Below are 20909 nucleotides of genomic sequence, written 5' to 3'. Positions count from 1 at the left end.
GCATCGAAATTGAAAAGTCTACCAACGGAGTAGATGCTGACGCACCAGAGGATGCACCAGAAATCGCTCCTGGCGATACTGTGACCTGGACTTATAAAGTGACCAACACTGGTAATGTATCCTTTGCCGAAAATGAAATACAGGTAACTGACGACCAGGAAGGCACAATTACCAACATCATTAACAAAGGGGATGGGGATGACACCTTAGCTCCTGATGAGATGTGGACTTACCAAAAGACGGGAACAGCTCAAAACCTCACAGGTTCAGGGGGCCAAACCCAAACCTTTAATTTAACAGGCAACAGTGGTTTAGATGGTCAAGATGGCAACATTCGCACCTTTACTGCTGGTGATGTATCAGTTAAAGCTAGTGCTTTCAGCCGCACTAATAGCGGAAACTGGAGCGAAGCCTTCTTGGGTGCTTTCTCTAGTGGACTAGGAGTCACCGATACCTCAGAAGGTAACGGAGGTAACGATCGACATAAAGTAGACAACGTCGGTCGGGATAACTACATCTTGTTTGAATTCTCCGAAGATGTAGTGATTGACCGCACATTCCTAGATTCCGTGGGAGCTGACAGTGATATCACTTATTGGGTAGGTTCAAAGACTGATGCCTTCAATAACCACAACACCTTGGATGATGGGTTCTTAAACAGTCTTGAATTCACACAAGACAATAACGGTGAATCAAGTTCACGATGGGCAAATATCAATAACCAGCAAGTGGCTGGTAATGTGCTGGTCATTGCTGCTTCTACCTCCGACAACACTCCCGACGACCGATTCAAGGTCAAAAAGCTAGAATTCCAGCAGGTCGAAAGTGGTATTTACCAAAATATAGGAACTGTTGTTGCTGATGGTGTCAACGATTCCGATCCGAGTCACTATGTTAATGGTGAACCCGATCCTCAAAATCCTGGCATCGAAATTGAAAAGTCTACCAACGGAGTAGATGCTGACGCACCAGAGGATGCACCAGAAATCGCTCCTGGCGATACTGTGACCTGGACTTATAAAGTGACCAACACTGGTAATGTATCCTTTGCCGAAAATGAAATACAGGTAACTGACGACCAGGAAGGCACAATTACCAACATCATTAACAAAGGGGATGGGGATGACACCTTAGCTCCTGATGAGATGTGGACTTACCAAAAGACGGGAACAGCTCAAAACCTCACAGGTTCAGGGGGCCAAACCCAAACCTTTAATTTAACAGGCAACAGTGGTTTAGATGGTCAAGATGGCAACATTCGCACCTTTACTGCTGGTGATGTATCAGTTAAAGCTAGTGCTTTCAGCCGCACTAATAGCGGAAACTGGAGCGAAGCCTTCTTGGGTGCTTTCTCTAGTGGACTAGGAGTCACCGATACCTCAGAAGGTAACGGAGGTAACGATCGACATAAAGTAGACAACGTCGGTCGGGATAACTACATCTTGTTTGAATTCTCCGAAGATGTAGTGATTGACCGCACATTCCTAGATTCCGTGGGAGCTGACAGTGATATCACTTATTGGGTAGGTTCAAAGACTGATGCCTTCAATAACCACAACACCTTGGATGATGGGTTCTTAAACAGTCTTGAATTCACACAAGACAATAACGGTGAATCAAGTTCACGATGGGCAAATATCAATAACCAGCAAGTGGCTGGTAATGTGCTGGTCATTGCTGCTTCTACCTCCGACAACACTCCCGACGACCGATTCAAGGTCAAAAAGCTAGAATTCCAGCAGGTCGAAAGTGGTATTTACCAAAATATAGGAACTGTTGTTGCTGATGGTGTCAACGATTCCGATCCGAGTCACTATGTTAATGGTGAACCCGATCCTCAACCAGGTCAAAATTCTGTACTGTTTAGTTTAAAGTATAACCAAACCCTAGATGGAATTAGTTTCACACCAGAAGACATCGTTGAATATAATGTAGCTGACCAGAGTTACAGTAAGTTCTTCGATGGTTCAGATGTTGGTCTTGGAGGTGTTAAGATTAATGCCTTTGAGGTGATTGGCAACAATGAGATTCTACTTTCTTTCGAGGATACTAAAAACATAAGTGGTATCGGAAATGTAGATGACTCTGACATTGTAAAATTCACTGCCACATCACTTGGAGACAACACCGACGGTTCTTTCGAGTTATATTTTGATGGTTCGGATGTTGGTTTAAAGAAAAATGGTGAAGATATTGATGGTCTGAGTGTCGATCCTCTTACTGGAGACCTTCTAATTTCCACCCAAGGGAACGTTAATGTATCAGGAGTTAGCCGTCAAGATGAAGATATACTGCGTTTCAATCCTAATAATTTAGGCAGTAACACCAGTGGAAGTTGGTCTGTCGAATTCGACGGTAGTGATGTAGAACTTAGCGACAGTAGTGAAAATCTTGATGCGATCGGTATCAATGGAGAGCAACTACTCCTGTCTACTACTGGCAACTTTAATGTACCTGGTGTATCGGGTAAAAATCAAGATGTGTTTGCCTTCAATCCTAATAATCTCGGTGTTTCAACATCAGGCACATTTGAGGAGTTATTTACTGAATTGAACGGTAATGACATCTCTGGTGTTCATTTTCTTGGATAGGCTTTCTAGACATTTGTTTATAGCAAATCTAGCTGTTTAATCCAAGTTAAGAATTGAATTGCTTTAAGAGTTTCACGGAAGTAATTTCTGTGAAACTCTTTTTGATCGCTGGGATCGCTGGTTTTTTAGTCAATCCACGTCATACTTCTCATCCGAACTCTAATGATATCAAATTCGGTAGCATTGGTATAAATCTTTTTCAGGTAGGAGTCATACCAAATTAATAAATATTTGCTACAAATAGCTAGGATATTTCTTAGGAGTCAACCAACCTGGGAGGGGCACGCGGGTGGGTTGACTCCTAAGTAATTAGGATTAATATCATACACGCGCTTCAGCAACACCGATATGAGATGGTCAATCAGCAGGCCAACACAGACATCTGGGGGGATGGTGATATCAAATGCGCTTAATTCGGTATAAAAAAAATTTTCATCTTCATCCAAGAGCAAATGTTTCGCGCATTCTCTTCCCTCCTGACTCCTGACTTCCCCTCCGGTGGAGGGGAATTTGGGGAGATGGGGGGATGGGGAGTGTGGGAAAAATTAAAAAATATATATCCTCACCATTACCATGCAGGACTACCGAATAGATATTTACAGGAGCAGCTAATACAGTCAAAATGGACTTCTCGGTGTTAGACTAAAATGTCGAGCAAATCATAGACACGACTGAATGAGCAAGAATTCAACTATTGATACAAAAGAGCAAATTCTTAATGCTGCTGAGAAACTTTTTGCTTCTCTAGGCTTTGCTGGAACTTCTCTAAGGGCCATAATTCGAGAGGCAGATGTGAATTTGGCTGCAGTCCATTATCATTTTGGTTCAAAAGAAGAATTATTTATCGCAACAGTTCAACGAGTAGCACAACCCATTGTTGAAGAACAACTACGACAACTGGCAATTCTGGAAGACTCTGAAGACCTCCCTTCAGTGGCAGAAATTTTAGCAGCTGTAATTACCCCACCACTACAAATAATTCAGGATAGCTCAGAGCAATGTCTAATTCATGCCAAATTTATGGGCCGTTGTCGCACGGAACCCCATCCAATTCAGAGACTAGCAGAAGCAGAATTTAGTAGAACTCACCAAAGATTTCTAGATATAATGCAGAAAGTGCTTCCGAATCAATCTCCAACGGAATTAGAATGGAAACTCGATCTTGTGATAGCGATGTTGATCCGAGTTCTCAATCAAATTGAGCCATTAGAACCCTTGAGTGAAAAAAGTTCTAGTGAGGAAATTGACGATCTTGTAGAACGTCTAGTAACTTTTATCACTTTTGGAATTAGTGCTTAGGTTAATGCCGCTACGCGGAAGTCAAAAGTCAAAAGTCAAAAGTTAAAAGTATTGATTGGTAAGGCTTTTAGGATTTTGTAACTGGTTAGTTATTTCTGCCATTCTGCACTAGGGAGTAGGGAGTAGGGAGAAAGAATTGATGAATAAGAGTGAGATAATTAATTTTATTTTCTATTATCGCAGATGTCTAATGAAGTGGATCTTCTGTTGAGGTTATAAAATCAACTTAAAAGTATAATCATTATTTATTATCACACTTTTAATTAAATGACTGAACTGTTTACCTTAATATTTGATGTTGACGGGACTTTGGCAAATACAGAGCGAGATGGCCATAGAATAGCTTTTAATCAGGCTTTTGCTACAGCAGGGTTAGACTGGGAATGGTCAGTTTCGTTATACGGAGAATTGTTGGAAGTAGCGGGTGGCAAAGAACGTATCAACTTTTATATTAGTAGGTATCAACCAGAGTTTAAATCATCTATTCCACTCCAGGAATTAATTTATAATCTGCACGCCATGAAAACTCAATATTATCAAAGGTTATTAGCAACAGGAACTATTCCATTGCGCTTGGGTGTAAAAAGATTATTAGCAGAGGCACGAAATCAGAAAATACGGTTAGCGATCGCTACTACTAGCACTTTACAAAATGTAACTGCATTATTAGAAAATACTTTGGGCAAGGAAAGTTTATCATGGTTTGAAATAATTGCAGCAGGAGACATAGTTCCACAAAAAAAACCTGCGCCAGATATTTATTATTATGTGTTAGAAAAAATGAATCTTCAACCAGATAATTGTCTAGTATTTGAAGATTCAGATAATGGTTTAAAAGCTGCTTTGACAGTAGGATTAAAAACAATTGTTACAGTTAATGATTATACGCAAAATCAAGATTTTACTGGTGCAACTTTAGTTTTAAATCATTTAGGAGAACCAGATAAATCTTTTACTGTCATTGCTGGAGATGCTAAAGGTAAAACTTATATCGATATGAATTTAATAGACGATATTATCAACTTCAGGTAAGGAAGAAGGAAGAAGGAAAAGGGAAGAAGGAAGAAGGGTTAAAAGCTAGAAAAAACTTAAATTTCCTTGTAGATATTCACGCTAACTTTTATCGGACTTACGCAGTATAGCAATGTGCGCTGGCATATTTACAAATTACAAGAGGTGTCCAATAGCTAAAAGTCTTATATTATAGGTTTTTTATTCCCCCTTCCGGAGCTGTTGCCTGTTGCCTCTCTTGGTGCGCATTCCCTTGCGACTGGCGTCGTCGCGGGGTCGCACCGCTGTTGCCTGTTGTCTGCGCACAGCGCTATACAAAGTATTTCCGTAATTGCGACCGACAGGAAAGCAATCTCAAATCCTAATTTTTCGTACCTTATATCATGTTCCCCCTCCGGGGGAGCTACGCTAACGGTTGAATACTTATAAATGACTGTTGTGAGTCCTCAGGAGTCAACCCACCCCTCGCCCCTCCCCCTCCCAGGAGGGGAAGGACCGAGTCAGGAGGAAATATTGGAGAAAAAGAACAAATATTCGTATTGGGGGTATTGATAATTTAAGTATTTGTTTGGTACTGTCGATACCCGGATCCCTTAAATTTTATTATAACTGATTATCCGCAATTCGTAGCTCCCCCGGAGGGGGAACATGATATTATGCGTAATATCAAATCCGGTTGAACACTTATTATATAGTTGGGGGAGTAGGGGAGTAGGGGAGATTGAAGGCTTTAAGTATAGTTATAAACATATACTATATAACCGGATTCTATATAAGTCCTGTTTTACACGAACAATACTAACGGACATGATATTACTGATACATCGATTAATATTCAAGTGAATTAAATACTGTATCATGTCCGGATAATTAGGGTTTGCTGATGGAAGTCTTTTGTTCAACAATTAATAATTAATAATTAATTATTACCTCTCCTTGAAAAGAATAGGATTGACTAATCATGAAAATTTTTCTTTATTATCCCCTTAAAAGGGGAGGCGCATACCCACAATTTTTCGGTAAGAGGAGGAGTCAGGAGTCAGGATGACCGAGTCAGGAGAAATGGGAATTATAGAGGAGATAGTAGCAAGAATCGTCCCTTAATTTTTCTGCCCAACTCTTGACCAAAATCCGCTCATTTTTGAACCATTACCACCTAAAACCTCGTACTTTTTGATACTTAAAAAGGCTAAAACCTTTATATGTAAAGACTTTTAGATTTAATCAGCAAGCCCTAATTAGCGATCAAAAAAACTTTCTCCTTTTCCTCCTCTTCTTTCTTCCTTCTTTCTTTCCTCCTGACTCGGTCTTCCTGACTCAGTCCTCCTAAATAATTAAGATTAATATCATACACGCGCTTCACCAACGCCGATTTTTTGCTCAGTTAAGCTACAATAATATAACACCAAAAATAAAGATGATTGGGATATCAAGAAAAACTGCTTATGAATGGTCAAGCTACAGTTACAAATAAAGCATTATTAAATGGTAAAGGATTACCTCCTTTTGAATCGATTAAACCAGAAGATGTAGTCCCTACAATGACAGAACTTCTAACAGAATTAGAGCAAGAATTAACAAACTTAGAAGCCACAGTTAAACCTACTTGGAATGACCTAGTAGAACCCATACAAAAATTAGTAGACCGTTTAAGTTGGAGTTGGGGAATAGTAGGGCATTTAATGGGAGTAAAAAATAGTCCCGAACTCAGAAAAGCTTATGATGAAGTACAACCAAAAATAGTAGAATTTTCTAATAAACTCAACCAAAGTCAACCTCTTTATCAAGCTTTCAAAAAATTACACAATAGTGATAGTTGGCAAAATCTAGATTCAGGACAAAAACGCATAGTTGAAGCTGCTATCAGAGATGCAGAACTTTCTGGAGTAGGTTTAGAAGGGGAACAGCGAGAACGTTTCAACACCATTCAACTAGAATTAGCAGAACTTTCTACAAAGTTTTCCAATAACGTCCTTGATGCCACAAAAGCTTTTAGTCTCACATTGACAAACAAAGAAGAAGTCGATGGTTTACCTCCCAGTTTATTAAGTTTGGCAGCTCAAGGTGCCAGAGATGCTGGAGCAGAAAATGCAACTCCAGAAAGCGGACCATGGCGCATCACTCTCGACTATCCCAGTTTTGCTCCCTTCATGCAGCACAGCAAACGACGGGAGTTACGAGAACAACTATATAAAGCTTTTATTAGTCGTGCTTCTAGTGGGGAGTTAAACAACTATCCTTTAATTCAACGTATTTTAGAGCTACGTCAACAAAAAACTCAAATTTTAGGCTTTAATAGTTATGCAGAACTGAGTCTTGCTAGTAAAATGGCACCGGGTGTGGAAGCAGTGGAAAAGTTATTAGAAGAGCTACGCAGTGTGAGTTATGATGCTGCAGTTACAGACCTAGAAGAATTGAAAAAATTTGCTGCCAGTAAAAATGCCCTAGAGGCAAATGACCTAAAACATTGGGATACCAGTTTTTGGGCGGAAAGACTGCGGGAAGAAAAATTTGCTTTTACTGCCGAAGAGTTACGACCATATTTCCCACTACCCCAAGTTCTTGATGGGTTATTTGCTTTAGTCAAACGGATATTTGGTATTAATATTACTGCTGCTGATGGGGAAGCACCAGTCTGGCATCAAGATGTGCGTTATTTCCAAGTTAGTGATGAGAAAAATACACCCATCGCTTACTTCTATCTTGATGCTTATAGTCGCCCAGCAGAAAAACGGGGTGGTGCATGGATGGATGAATGTATCACTCGCGCCAAACTTGTGGAAAATGGTCAAACTACTTTGCGTTTGCCAGTAGCTTATTTGCAATGCAACCAAACACCACCTGTAGATGGTAAACCTAGTTTGATGACTTTTCGTGAGGTAGAAACTCTTTTCCATGAGTTCGGTCATGGTTTACAACATATGTTGACAAAGGTTGACTATGCAGGAGCTGCTGGTATTAATAATGTAGAGTGGGATGCTGTGGAGTTACCCAGTCAGTTTATGGAAAACTGGTGTTACGACCGCGCCACATTATTTGGAATGGCAAAACATTATCAAACAGGGGAAACTCTGCCAGAACATTATTATCAGAAACTTTTGGCTGCCAGAAATTATATGAGTGGCAGTGGGATGTTACGTCAGTTGCACTTTGCCTTAGTTGATATTGAACTACATCACCGTTATCAACCAGGTGGTGAGGAAACAGTGATGGATGTGCGTAACCGCATCGCTAAAACTACTACTGTATTAGCTCCATTACCAGAAGATTCATTTTTATGTGCCTTTGGACATATTTTTGCTGGGGGTTATGCTGCTGGTTATTATAGTTATAAGTGGGCAGAAGTATTGAGTGCTGATGCTTTTGCTGCCTTTGAAGAAGCTGGTTTAGAAGATGAAGTAGCGATCGCCACTTGTGGTAAACGTTTTCGAGATACAGTATTAGCATTAGGTGGTAGTTTGCATCCGATGGAGGTGTTTAAAACTTTCCGAGGTCGGGAACCTAATACTGAACCTTTGTTGAGACATAGTGGTTTGATCGCTGCTGTGTAAACTAATAGACATCTCCTCCACGCATAGGCAGCTTTGCTGTAGGCAGTAGAGGGAAAGAATTTTTCTGTACGAATGTTTGTTACGAGGCACAGTAGTGGGAGCATCTTGCTCCCGTACCTGTATTCCTTTTTGGGCATTGCTGAGAGGCCGGATGAATATTATAGAGGGAGTAGGCAGCTTTGCTGTAGGCAGTAGGGAACCCACCCCTAACCCCTCCTGGGAGGGGAAATAATTGATAATTTATGTGTGATAATTGATTTGATTTGGGATTTTTACCAGATGTCTAATAGACATCTCCTCCACACATAGGCAGCTTTGCTGTAGGCAGTAGAGGGAAAGAATTTTTCTGTCCAAGGAGTGAAAATATCAGGAACGGGAAAATATCAGGAACGGGCAAGATGCCAATTCCACAAAACTATTAAAATCATCCCACATTTATGCAACGCCAACTTTATTATCAGTATTATCAGTAATTATCGGTCGTTATATAGAGTCAGGATGTATTATAACTTATGTTAGAAGTACAACTCTTGGTCAAGGAATTGACTTGAGTAACTGTCAACCATTTAATTATAAAAATATATTATTTGTTCATAATGGCTATATTGATAAATTCAAATTTACTCTTTATAAATAAATAAGCGATCGCCTCAAATAAATTCCTTATTTATTGATTAAAGGCAATACAGATTCAGAGCATATTTTTGTATTGTCTTGCAGCAACTAGCAGTTTGATATTTTGCATAATCTAATATCAGGAATATTGATATATTTAATCCTAAGGTGTTGGTAATTTGAGGTATGATATCATGTCCGGATAAGAGCGCGATAGAAGTCCATGACCTTTACGCGACCAAAAAACTTTATCCTTCTACTCCTGTTTCTTCTTCTTTCTTTCCTACTAACTCGGTCTTTCCACTCCTGGGAGGGGTTAGGGGTGTTCAACAATTAATAATTAATTATTAATTATTAATTATTAATTATTACCTCTCCTTGAAAAGAAGAGGATTGACTAATCATGAAAAATTTTTTCTTTTTTCCCCTGAAAAGGGGAGGCGCATACCCACAATTTCTCGGTAAGTAATTAAGATTAATATCATACACGCGCTTTACCAACGCCAATCCTAATTTTGCTAGTTTCAAGAACAACCTATATCGACTTTACGAATTAATATCAATTTCATTATTTTTTTTTGATATAGTCAACCATTTAATGATAGAAAGTTTTTGATTTTATCAGCTTAAAGTAGGCCATTATTATCGTTGAAATATTGGACTTTATAACAAATTGGCCTGACCTGAATCCTTACCAAAAATTTAGCAATAATCCTTAATAAAATTTAACTCTATGGATAATTTCATCAGTGGTAAAATGTATTATTAAGAAATGTTTAGCTTGTGCATCAAAAAACTTATACTGTAAGCATTCAGCTATCAGCCATCAGCTATTAGCTATCAGCTATTGCTTTTAGTTAACGATCAAAGCTTTATTAATTGTCTTACTACAAAAGTTGGCTCCCTTGCTCTTAAAGTCTATATTAATTTAAACACTGTCTTTAAGGAGAGAGTCTTGTTGCTGATAGCTGACAACTAATAGCTGAATGCTTACCTTATACTTGTTTATAGACAGAAGCCAAAAAATATCTGGATTGTATATTTTTAAAGACAATCAGAGAATGATTAGTGTCGCTAGAAATTGCCGATTAATTAATAAATAAGGAGCATTATAATGTCTGAAGTCGCTACTAAAAACCTCACCTTTTGGGATACTACCGACTATAAGTATCCAGGGTTTGGCCAAACAGCGCAAATCTCTGATGGTCTAGGAGGTACAATAGGTATAACCTACAATCAAATAGACTATAATGACCGTGGTTGGAAAGGAAAGCCAAATGGAGATACCCCCATTACAGAAGACCGCCTCCTATCTGGGGAAATAGAGAATAAATTTAGCTTAACAGGTAAAGTAAAAGGTATCACTGTTACTATGCCTCAAATCAGGACTATAGGACGTGAAAATAATTATTCTGTTACTCTAGATTTTAGTAACTACAAAGCTTCTCTAACTGGCTCAAAAGCAACTGATGGCGCTACCTGTGGTGACACATATTTGGCCATATCAAGATTTTTCAACGGTACTGCAGCTGGATATACAACCATAAAAGTCACAGCAACAACTCTAGATGGTAGTCCACTAAATTTAACTGACTGGAAATTATTCAACAGTGGCACTCTTGGCCAAGGAAATAATGCTCGTGTATTCCTAGATGCAGCGACTCAAACTATCTCTGGTAAAAACTCTCAAGGTAAACAAGAGTTTTGCCCAACTCCACCCAACCCAGGTACTTCTTTTGGCACAGATACGGGTCTAGGTTTGTTTCAGTTACCGAGCGACCAACGTTATACATCTATTACCCTTACTTTTAAACAAAAAAAGATTAAAGGTGTAATACCTAATGATTTACATGATATTTATGTTGCTAGCAATACTACCTCTACAAGTCCAATTAGCAAAATGCCTGAAACTAAACCTATGGATATAAGTAGTGGTTTACAACTGCATCTGCCATTGAATGAAATAGTGGAAAATGCTGAATCAGAAAAAGAAGTAGTTGATATTTCGGGAGGAAAACTCAATGGCAAAGTTCATGGTGCAACAATTGTTGCCGACTCAAACTTTGGTAACTGTTTAAGTTTTGATGGGGTAGATGATTATATCCAAATGCCGGAAATGAATATTGACTATTCAAAGGGTATTACTGTAGAAGTTTGGGTGTATTATAACAGTTTCAAGTACCAATCAAGAGTTATTGATTTCGCTAACGGTCCTGGTAAAAACAATATCATTTTTGGGAATCATACTACAACAAATGATGGATTATTAGTTGTGTTTGTTGGTTCGACCAGAAAAGCTATTGAGGTAAAAGGGATACTCGAAGCAAGTAAGTGGCTTCATCTAACAGCAACAATTGATGAGTCAGGAAATGCCAAGGTTTATAAGAATGGTCAAGAAGTAGGGGGAGGGTTGGTAGCTGTCCCCAATAGTGTTAATCGAACCAAAAACTATATCGGCGTAAGTAATTGGTCAGGAACAGGATATTTTCACGGAAAAATGACAAACCTGCGGATTTATGACCGAGTATTATCACCAGAAGAAATTAACGAATGTATGAAAGTGGATGGAACTCCTCCACCTATGGATATAAATAGTGGTTTACAACTGCATCTGCCATTGAATGAAATAGTGGAAAATGCTGAATCAGAAAAAGAAGTTGTTGATATTTCAGCAGGAAAGCTCAATGGTAAAGTTTATGGTGCAACAGTTGTAGCTGAACCACGCTTTGGCAATTGTTTAAACTTTAATGGGAATCATGATTATGTGATCATTAATCCCATGCCCAACTTTCCCTCGGAAGCAATGACAGTATTATGTTGGGTTAGATCGAACAACCAACAGAAAGAAGGTACAGTTATCTCATACGCAAAATCTTCCGCACAGAGGTATAACGAGTTTCAAATATACAACATTAAAAATATCACACCCACTGTTAATAACAAGTGGTATAGTACGGGAGTTGCTTTCAACGATGGTGAATGGCATTGTGTAGCAATTACTTGGCAAAGTAGCGATGGACAATTTAAAGTGTACAAAGATGGAAAAGAAGTACACTCTAAAGTCATTAGTCAAGGAAATCCAATTGCCACTGGAGGAGCATTGGTATTAGGGCAAGATCAAGATAAGCTGGGAGGAGGATTTGCTGCTAACCAAGCTTTTCAGGGGCAAATGGCTCATTTGCGGATGTATAACCGAGTATTATCTCCAGAAGACATCAATGAATGTATGAAAGAAGATGGAACTCCTCCACCTATAGATATTAACCGTGGTTTACAATTCCATCTGCCACTGAATGAAATTGTCGAAAATGCAGCTAAAGAAAAAGAAGTTGTTGATGTTTCAGCAGCAAAACTCAAGGGTAAAGTTAATGGTAATCCCAAAATTTTAGACGACTCACGTTTCGGCAATTGTCTAAACTTCGACGGTGTGGATGATTATATCCAAATGCCAGAAATGAATATCGATTATTCCCAAGGTTTGACTGTCGAAGCTTGGATACACTATAACAGCTTTAAGCATTGGTCAAGAATTATTGACTTTGGCAATGGTACTCCAAATAACAACATTGTATTTGCTAACGAAACCACAACAAGCAATCTATGTTTCGATAGTTTTAAAGGAACAACTTCCAACAGGGTACAAGCAAATGGAAAGCTAGAGTTGAGCAAATGGCTACATTTGGCAGTAACAGTTGATGGTTCGGGGAAGACTAAAATTTACAAGAATGGTACAGAAGTAGAGAGTGGGTTAATCAATCTTCCCAACAATACCAATCGCGCTAACAACTATATTGGTAAAAGTAACTGGTCAACAGATGGATATTTTCAGGGCAAAATGTCAAATCTGCGGATGTATAACCGAGCGTTATCTCCTGAAGAAATCAATGAATGCATGAAAGTGGATGCAACTCCTCTACCTATTGATATTAACCGTGGTTTACAATTGCATCTACCACTGAATGAAATAGTGGAAAATGCAGCCAAAGAAAAAGAAGTTGTTGATGTTTCTCCAGCAAAACTCAATGGCAAAGTCAATGGAAAACCAATAGTTGTAGCAGACTCCAAACTTGGCAATTGTCTAAATTTTGACGGTGTGGATGATTATATCCAAATGCCAGAAATGAATATTGACTATTCACAAGGTTTGACTGTCGAAGCTTGGGTACACTATAGCAGTTTCAAGAGTTGGTCGAGAATTATTGATTTTGGAAAAGGTCCAGGTAACAACAACATTCTGTTTGCGAATGAAAGTACTACTCAGAATTTAGTCTTCGATGTTTATCAAGGTGCTACTCGAAACAGGATTAAAGTGGATGGAATGCTAGAGTTGAACCAGTGGCTTTATTTAACAGTAACCGTTGATGGGTCAGGTAGTGGCAAAGTATATAAGAATGGTGAAGAAGTACAGAGTGGTTTAGTACATCTACCTAATAATCTTAATCGCACTAAAAATTATATTGGCGATAGTAACTGGTCAGCAGATGGATTTTTTCATGGCAAAATGTCGCATCTGCGGATGTATAACCGAGCATTATCTCCTGAAGAGATTAATGAATGTATGAAAGTGGATGGAACTCCTCCACCTATGGATATTAATCGTGGTTTACAACTGCATCTGCCATTGAATGAAATTGTCGAAAATGCTGCTAAAGAAAAAGAAGTTGTTGATATATCAGCAGGAAAACTCAATGGTAAAGTTAATGGTGCAACAGTTGTAGCAGACGATCGCTTTGGCAACTGTATCAACTTTGATGGTACGAAGGATTATATCGAACTTCCTACAGCAACTATTCCCGAAACTGGTGAAATTACAATTAGTTTCTGGGCAAATGGCGGCAAGTCTCTACCTAATCAGAATTCTATTATCTTGGCACAAGATAAAAGTAATCACAGGGTAGTCAACATTCATTTACCTTGGTCAAATAGTAACGTATACTTTGATTGTGGAAATACAACTACTACTGATAATAGTTATGACCGTATCGAAAAACCATCCCAGGCAAGTGACTTTAAAGATCGATGGACATACTGGGTATTTACCAAGAATGTGGCTACGGGTGAGATGAAAATCTATCTTAATGGTAGTTTGTGGCAAAGTGGTGTTGGTAAAGAAAATCCTCTAAGCTCAATTACTCAGGTTAAATTTGGTTGTGGTTATGGTTTTTATAATGGTAAAGTTGCTCATCTACGAATTTATGACCGAGTATTATCTCCAGAAGAAATTAACGAATTGATGACAGTTGATGAGACCACTGGTGAAACTGACAGCACATCAACAACTGATGAGACTGAGACCACTGGTGAAACTGACAGCACATCAACAACTGATGAGACTGAGACTACTGGTGAAACCGACAGCACATCAACAACGGATGAGACTGAGACCACTGGTGAAACCGACAGCACATCAACAACGGATGAGACTGAGACCACTGGTGAAACCGACAGCACATCAACAACGGATGAGACTGAGACCACTGGTGAAACCGACAGCACATCAACAACGGATGAGACTTCTAAACCTATAGATATAAATAGTGGTTTACATCTCCATCTCCCGCTCAATGAAATAATAGAAAACTCAGCAAAAGAAAAAGAAGTAGTTGATGCTTCAGACGGAACACTCAATGGCAAAGTTTATGGTGCTGAAGTCATAGCTGACCCTAACTTTGGCGATTGTATAGGTTTTGATGGAGTAGATGATTATATCGAACTACCCCCAACCGCTATTCCCGAAACTAATGAAGTCACAATTAGTTTTTGGGCAAATGGCGGAGAGTCTCTACCCAAACAAAGCTCTATTTTGTTAGCAGAAGATAAAACTAATAACAGGGTAGTTAATATTCACTTACCGTGGTCAGACAGTACCGTATACTTTGATTGTGGAAATAAAACCTCTTCTTTTGACAGAATTGAACAATTAGCTCAAGTCTCTGATTTTAAGGGTAAATGGAATCACTGGGTATTTACAAAGAATATTACTACCGGTGAGATGAAAATCTATCTCAATGGTAATCTGTGGCAAACTGTTACAGGTAAAGATCAAGAATTAAGTCAAATTACTCAAATTAAATTGGGTTGTGGTTATGGGTTCTATGAGGGTAAAGTTGCTCATCTGCGAATTTATGACCGAGTGTTATCTCAAGAGGAAATTAACGAACTAATGAAAGTAAATCAACCTGCTACTACATCAACGACTGGTGAAACAGACACCACATCAACGACTGATGAAACTGATACTACCCAAAAACCTATGGAATATCGGATTTATCAGGTCAAAGGTAATCCCACAATCAAAACTGGATATTCAGCGTCAGAATGGACTGCAGTTATTGCCGGATTTAATTCCGGAGCAAAGCAAAAACACAAAGCTTCAGCATTGACGATCATGCCTGTTGTTGAGGATGAAGAATGGAAAATTAAGTGCGATATTAAAGATACAGACGATCGCTATTGGGATGTAGCGGTTTTATTTATCAAGAATAATATGGTAAATAGGGTCAACAACTTTTATCGTTAGATAGCTGTAGTCTCAAAGGGCATCCGATCGATTTTTTTGGGGTAGCATTTTATGGCTGCCCCTTTTGATTTATGGCATTGGTGATTGGAGGTATGAAATCAGTAATTTAGGTAAATTAAGAGTAATTCTTTGAATGGCAAGATGAGATATTGTCTTTACTGAATTGACCAAAAAGCACATTTCTTTCTCCTGACTCCTAAGTAATTAAGGTTAATATCATACAATAATTCACCAACGCCTGATTTATATATAGCGGGCAAGATGCCTGAACTGGGAAAATTTAATTGTTATAGCGCTACAAAAATTGGTTATATCAAATCTGTTTTATTGGACATAAAAAAATTCTCCAATCGTCATAACTACCCTCATCTTTGTAATTCTCTCTCCTCCTGACTCGGTCCTCCTGACTTCCCCTCCCAGGAGGGGAGGGGTTAGGGGTGAGTTAATTCAGGAGGAGTTAACGATTCTATAACTGTTTAACCCAATTTGATATTAGGACATTTTTCAATCCTAAAACTCTTTTACAGTTTGCTATTCCCTGTTCCCTGTTCCCTGTTCCCTAGAGCGTAGCGCTATAATATCTGTACTTCATATCAAATCCGGTTAAACAGTTATCAGGAAAGACAGAAGGCAGGAGGCACTTATGCTATTTCCGCTATCCTGCACTAGGAAAGGGAATTGTTTCTTCTGCCCTCTGCCTTCTGCCTTCGTTTATAAAATTAGCGGTTTTACAAAAATTGTTTTTGCTTCTTCTCTCCTAATTGCTAATTCTGTACTGATACCTACTCTGATATGAAGTGGTCCGCAAAAGCAACTTTTTCGTAATACCATTATTTGTTTTTCTGGCACAACTCCCATAGCTTTAAGACGTTTGACTAATATTTCACCATAAGTATCTATTTCAATTCTTTTAATGATTGCTGGAATTTGGATATCTAGATAAGATAAATCTATCAGTTGTGTAGTAGTTTTACTATCTAAATCTTGCTTATTTTCTGCGTCAAAAATTATTTTTTCTGGATGATTAGACAACATTTTAAAATTAGTATTTTTATCTTTATGACTGTGAAGTATTACTCAATATTTTGATAATTCAAATATATTAAAAAATATTATTAGGGTTAATCAAAGTATGTTCTACTAAAAGAATAGATGCTTGATAATTGGGTTTATTTGTGAAATTTTTAATATAAATCTGACCAGATGTAGACTGGATATTTTTGAAACTATCAATAAGTTTTTTTCTGGATTTTCTACTCCTATTAGAGAATATTTATCAAATAAATATTAGATCGCGTAGGGTGTGAAGTGTGTTACATAAAGCACTATCCCACAGCACATGGTGGGTTAGGTGTAAAACCGACAATGATTCCAGAAATGGTAAGTGTGCCACCACAAACCCCACTTAATTTTTTGTTTACAAACAGCCTCTTACTCAAAATTGATATTACAAAAAAATTAGCTTTTTTAGAAAAAAAAACATAACTGGTAATATTTTAGTTGAATAGCGCTCTAATTATAATAAAATACTTTACTTTTTATGAGCATATTACTAATGAATGCTATAGAAATTTGTTATAGGATATAGCGTTTCTCAGTAAGCGTGAGGTACTTTTATCTTTCTTCCCTGTTGCCTGTTGCCTGTTGCCTGTTGCCTAAAACCTATAATTTTGTACCTCACGCTTTTTGGGAATTGCTATAGTATTAATCTTTAATTGAAAAAATCCCATGCCTCGACCTACCTTATATATTGCTATTACTAACCATGGATTTGGTCATGCTGTCCGTATATCATCAGTTGCCAATCTAGTACAAAAAATCTGTCCAGATGTTTTATTAATTATGGTGACAACTGCTCCCCGTTGGTTACTAGAATCTTATATTTCTGGTGATTTTATTTATCGTCCCCGTGCTTTTGATGTGGGAGTAATTCAATCAGATAGTATCACAATGGATAAACAAACTACTCTAGAAAAATTGAAAGAAATTCGGAGTAAAGAACGGTCAATTATTGCTGGAGAAGTAAATTTTCTTAAGCAAAATCGAGTAGATTTATTATTAGCAGATATTCCGCCAATTGCTGCTAAAATTGCTAAAACTGCTGAGATTCCTGGTTGGATGTTGAGTAATTTTGGCTGGGATTTTATTTATCGTCCTTGGGGTGGTGAATTTGTTAAAATTGCTGATTGGATTGGTGAATGTTTTGGAGAGTGTGACCGTTTATTTCGCCTCCCACTCCACGAACCCATGAGTGCTTTTGCTAATGTTTTTGATGTGGGTTTAACTGGGGGAACTCCACGTTATCAACCAGAAGAAATTAAAGCAAAATTTAATATTCATACAGACAAAGAAAAAACTATTTTACTTACTTTTGGCGGTTTAGGTTTAGAGAAGATTCCCTATCAAAATATTTCTCGTTTTCCTGACTGGCAATTTATTACATTTGATAGTAATACCCCTGAACTTCCTAATCTAATAAATGTCAGAAAAGAATTTGAAAAAATAGATAAAAATTCACCAAATATTCGCCCAGTAGATTTGATGCCGATTTGTGGCAGGATTATTTCTAAACCAGGGTATAGCACCTTTGCTGAAGCTTTACGTTTAGAAACACCTATTTTGTCATTAGTCAGAGAAGGTTTTGCCGAATCAAAGTTATTGTTAGAAGGTATTCAAGATTATAGTTATCATCAAATTTTACCTCCAACAGAATTTTTTGATGGTGATTGGGAATTTCTCAGACGACCCTTACAACCACCTCGTAAATCTGAAAAATTAGATAAAAATGGTAGTGAAGCGATCGCTCAAGCTGTTGTAGATTATTTACAATAATTATTTTCAACTGTCCAATTATTTTATTCAAGGAAAACAATTATGAACCCTAAAATTAATATTAATAACTTCATTGAAATTGATATGAACAGTATCATTGGAACTGGAGTTGAAATCGTATTTATAATATGTTTATTTGTAGCAATTAAATTTGTTTTCGGCAGAGCATATAAACAATTAATACAAATACCATCAGTCAAAAACAAGAAAAAAGAGGTTGAATTTATCTACCAAAATATTCAGATATTCTTAACTGTAAGTTGTTTACTACTATGTCTATTAGTGGCAGGAATTAATGGATGGCTTATTTATCAAGGAAAAAATTTAATCGAATACCAAACTTATTTGATTAAAAATATTTCCTTTAATTACTTGCTAGTTATAGGAATTAGAGTCCTAAAAATCTTGGGCATACTAATTTTAACTAAATGGAGTATTCCATATATAAAAAAATTTATAACTTGGTTAACAGAGTGGGCAAAAAACGTCGATCAAATCACTGCCAATGACGCCAGTATTGAAAAATTATTTGAATTTTTCAAGAGTAACTTTAATAATATTATCTGGCTGTTATATGTTACTATATCAGCTCAAATTATGGTATTCCCAGAAGTAATTGTCAAATATTTATATATAAGTTTGCAGATTTATATGATTATTATTATGGGATTACTATTTACTAAAGCTAATACAACAGTTATTGAAACTTTGGATGCTGTTAGCAAGAAATATTCCGATCAAAGAAATATTGTGCGGATCTACAACCGCCTACGTAAATTAATTCCTCTTGCCAAACGATGTCTTGAATATGCAATCTATATTACTACAGCTACTTTAGTAGTTCAAAAAGTTGATTTTATTGCTAGTTTAGCTCCTTATGGTCTTTTATCTTTGCAAATAATTGGGATTATATTTATGAGTCGTGTTGTGCAAGAAATTGGTCAACTTTTACTAGAAGAAGTACTACTGCGTGAGAGTGATACAGATGATTTATCTAAACAGAGACGAGAGACATTTTTACCTTTATTTCAAAGTTGTACAAAATACCTGATTTACTTTGGTACAGGTATAGCAATTCTTTATACTATTAAAATTGACCCGACTCCTATTCTAGCAGGTGTAGGTATTTTAGGTTTAACAATTGGAATGGGAGCGCAAAGTCTGGTTGAAGATATAGTTGCAGGTTTCTTTATTTTGTTTGAAAATTATTACTTAGTAGGAGATTTTGTAGAGATAAATGGTGTAAGTGGTTTTGTTACGGGAATAGAATTAAGAACAACTCGCATTAATTATGAAGATAAAAATTATATTATCCATAATCGTGATGTTAAAGATATAGTTAATCACTCTAGCTACAGTAATGCAGTGGTCATGCTGAAAATTCCTTATCAAGTTAAGATGAGTCAAGTCAATGAAATTATAGAAAAAGTTGGAAAGAAACTTCTAGAGAATTATTCAGAAGACATAATTGAACCAACAATAATAGAAGGAGTAGAAGAATTTTCTGACAATCAAATATTAATCGAAGTAGTTACACAAGTTAAACCTGGAAAACATTTAATTATTCAGAAAGTCTTAGGCATAATGATCAAAGAAGCTTTTGAAGAAGCAAATATTGAACTTAGGGTGGTTAATCATATAACACTGAGTAACGATCAACCTATTCCAATATTTTTAAAACCTCTACGGGTTAAACTACGCAAAAATCAATAGTAAAGTTATCTATTAGCCTTAATCAAGATATATCCGACCAAAAATAAAATGACTCACTATCAACAATTACTTCAAATAAATACCTCCGGCAAGTCTCTGTTAAAAATTACTCCTAAAGTACAGGAAAGTGTAGCAAAATCAGGGATAAAAACAGGTTTATGTAATCTATTTTTACGCCATACTTCCGCCAGCTTAATAATTCAAGAAAATGCCGACCCAGATGTATTAGTTGACCTAGAAAACTTTATTTCTAAATTAGTGCCAGAAGGTTATCATTATATTCATAGTGCTGAAGGTCCTGATGATATGCCTGCTCATATTCGCAGTGTTTTAACCCATACTTCAGAACAAATTCCGATTAATAATGGCAGATTAGTATTAGGTACTTGGCAAGGAATTTATGTTTGGGAACATCGTCAACGTAGTCATACCCGAGACTTAGTAATTCATATTAGTGGAGATTAACGAAGTCAGAATTCAGAAGTTAACCCACCCCTAACCCAACCCACCCCCGCCCCTCCCAGGAGGGGATCCAGGAGGGGAAGTAGGGGATTTGAGCAAGCCTCCAAAAACCAGAACGCCATTTCCTGGCGGGGTTGCGCGACCCAATTATATCAAATCCGGTTGAATACTTATTATATAGTTGGCACCTCACGGGGTGACAAGGTAGCTGAAAGCTATATATAGAGATGGACTTATCGAATAAGCTGAAGAATACTTCCACTAAAAGAGAACCATTATTGAGAATAGATGAGGGTGTGGTGCGATCGCACCACA

The 20909-nt window shown here is 37.4% G+C and carries 13 protein-coding genes; 10 read left to right on the top strand and 3 right to left on the bottom strand.

Going from position 1 to position 20909, the window contains the following annotated elements; translation table 11 throughout:
- The 4 genes from F6K27_RS22920 to F6K27_RS22905 form a co-directional block, all read left to right on the top strand.
- On the top strand, nt 1-2591 hold a 2591-nt coding region (locus tag F6K27_RS22920), incomplete at its 5' end, for a hypothetical protein (protein WP_287284558.1).
- 452 nt (nt 2592-3043) lie between these two features.
- Nucleotides 3044-3232: a hypothetical protein gene (locus F6K27_RS22915; protein ID WP_287284560.1), complete on the top strand. Its 189-nt coding sequence runs from the start codon at nt 3044-3046 to the stop codon at nt 3230-3232.
- Nucleotides 3233-3266: 34 nt separating this feature from the next.
- Nucleotides 3267-3890: a TetR/AcrR family transcriptional regulator gene (locus F6K27_RS22910; protein WP_287278477.1), complete on the top strand. Its 624-nt coding sequence runs from the start codon at nt 3267-3269 to the stop codon at nt 3888-3890.
- Between the two features lie 267 nt (nt 3891-4157).
- A complete protein-coding gene (locus F6K27_RS22905; protein ID WP_287278476.1) occupies nt 4158-4922 on the top strand; it encodes an HAD family hydrolase in 765 nt (254 codons plus the stop codon).
- 1213 nt (nt 4923-6135) lie between these two features.
- On the opposite strand, the gene F6K27_RS22900 is transcribed toward F6K27_RS22905, so the two are convergent.
- Nucleotides 6136-6267, bottom strand: a complete 132-nt coding sequence (locus F6K27_RS22900; protein ID WP_287278475.1) for a hypothetical protein — start codon at nt 6265-6267, stop codon at nt 6136-6138.
- A gap of 79 nt (nt 6268-6346) precedes the next feature.
- Between F6K27_RS22900 and F6K27_RS22895 the strand changes: the two genes are divergently transcribed.
- Together F6K27_RS22895 and F6K27_RS22890 are read left to right on the top strand one after the other, a co-directional pair.
- Nucleotides 6347-8452 carry a M3 family metallopeptidase gene (locus F6K27_RS22895; protein ID WP_287278474.1) on the top strand — a complete coding sequence of 702 codons (2106 nt, stop codon included), beginning with the start codon at nt 6347-6349 and terminating at the stop codon, nt 8450-8452.
- Between the two features lie 1729 nt (nt 8453-10181).
- Entirely contained in the window at nt 10182-15587 is a 5406-nt protein-coding gene (locus F6K27_RS22890; protein WP_287284563.1) for a LamG domain-containing protein, read from the top strand.
- Nucleotides 15588-16298: 711 nt separating this feature from the next.
- Here F6K27_RS22890 and F6K27_RS22885 read toward each other — a convergent pair.
- The gene (locus tag F6K27_RS22885) at nt 16299-16622 is read right to left on the bottom strand and encodes a FeoA family protein (protein ID WP_287278472.1); all 324 of its coding nucleotides are present in this window, start codon (nt 16620-16622) and stop codon (nt 16299-16301) included.
- Between the two features lie 273 nt (nt 16623-16895).
- On the opposite strand from F6K27_RS22885, the gene F6K27_RS22880 reads away from it, so the two are divergent.
- The 4 genes from F6K27_RS22880 to F6K27_RS22865 all read left to right on the top strand — a co-directional run bounded on the left by F6K27_RS22880 (nt 16896) and on the right by F6K27_RS22865 (nt 20597).
- Entirely contained in the window at nt 16896-17072 is a 177-nt protein-coding gene (locus F6K27_RS22880) for a hypothetical protein (protein WP_287278471.1), read from the top strand.
- Between the two features lie 243 nt (nt 17073-17315).
- Nucleotides 17316-18419, top strand: a complete 1104-nt coding sequence (locus tag F6K27_RS22875) for a glycosyl transferase (protein WP_287278470.1) — start codon at nt 17316-17318, stop codon at nt 18417-18419.
- A 42-nt stretch (nt 18420-18461) separates the two neighbouring features.
- Nucleotides 18462-20132, top strand: a complete 1671-nt coding sequence (locus F6K27_RS22870) for a mechanosensitive ion channel family protein (RefSeq protein WP_287278469.1) — start codon at nt 18462-18464, stop codon at nt 20130-20132.
- A gap of 48 nt (nt 20133-20180) precedes the next feature.
- The gene (locus tag F6K27_RS22865; protein ID WP_124144267.1) at nt 20181-20597 is read left to right on the top strand and encodes a secondary thiamine-phosphate synthase enzyme YjbQ; all 417 of its coding nucleotides are present in this window, start codon (nt 20181-20183) and stop codon (nt 20595-20597) included.
- A 19-nt stretch (nt 20598-20616) separates the two neighbouring features.
- Here the strand turns inward: F6K27_RS22865 and F6K27_RS22860 are convergent.
- The coding region (locus tag F6K27_RS22860; RefSeq protein ID WP_287278468.1) for a hypothetical protein at nt 20617-20909 on the bottom strand (293 nt) is incomplete at its 5' end.

The organism is Okeania sp. SIO2F5 (genome assembly GCF_010692685.1).
GTDB lineage: Bacteria > Cyanobacteriota > Cyanobacteriia > Cyanobacteriales > Microcoleaceae > Okeania > Okeania hirsuta.
Note: the sequence above shows the minus strand (reverse complement) of the source record. Positions and strands in the feature narration are given on the sequence as shown.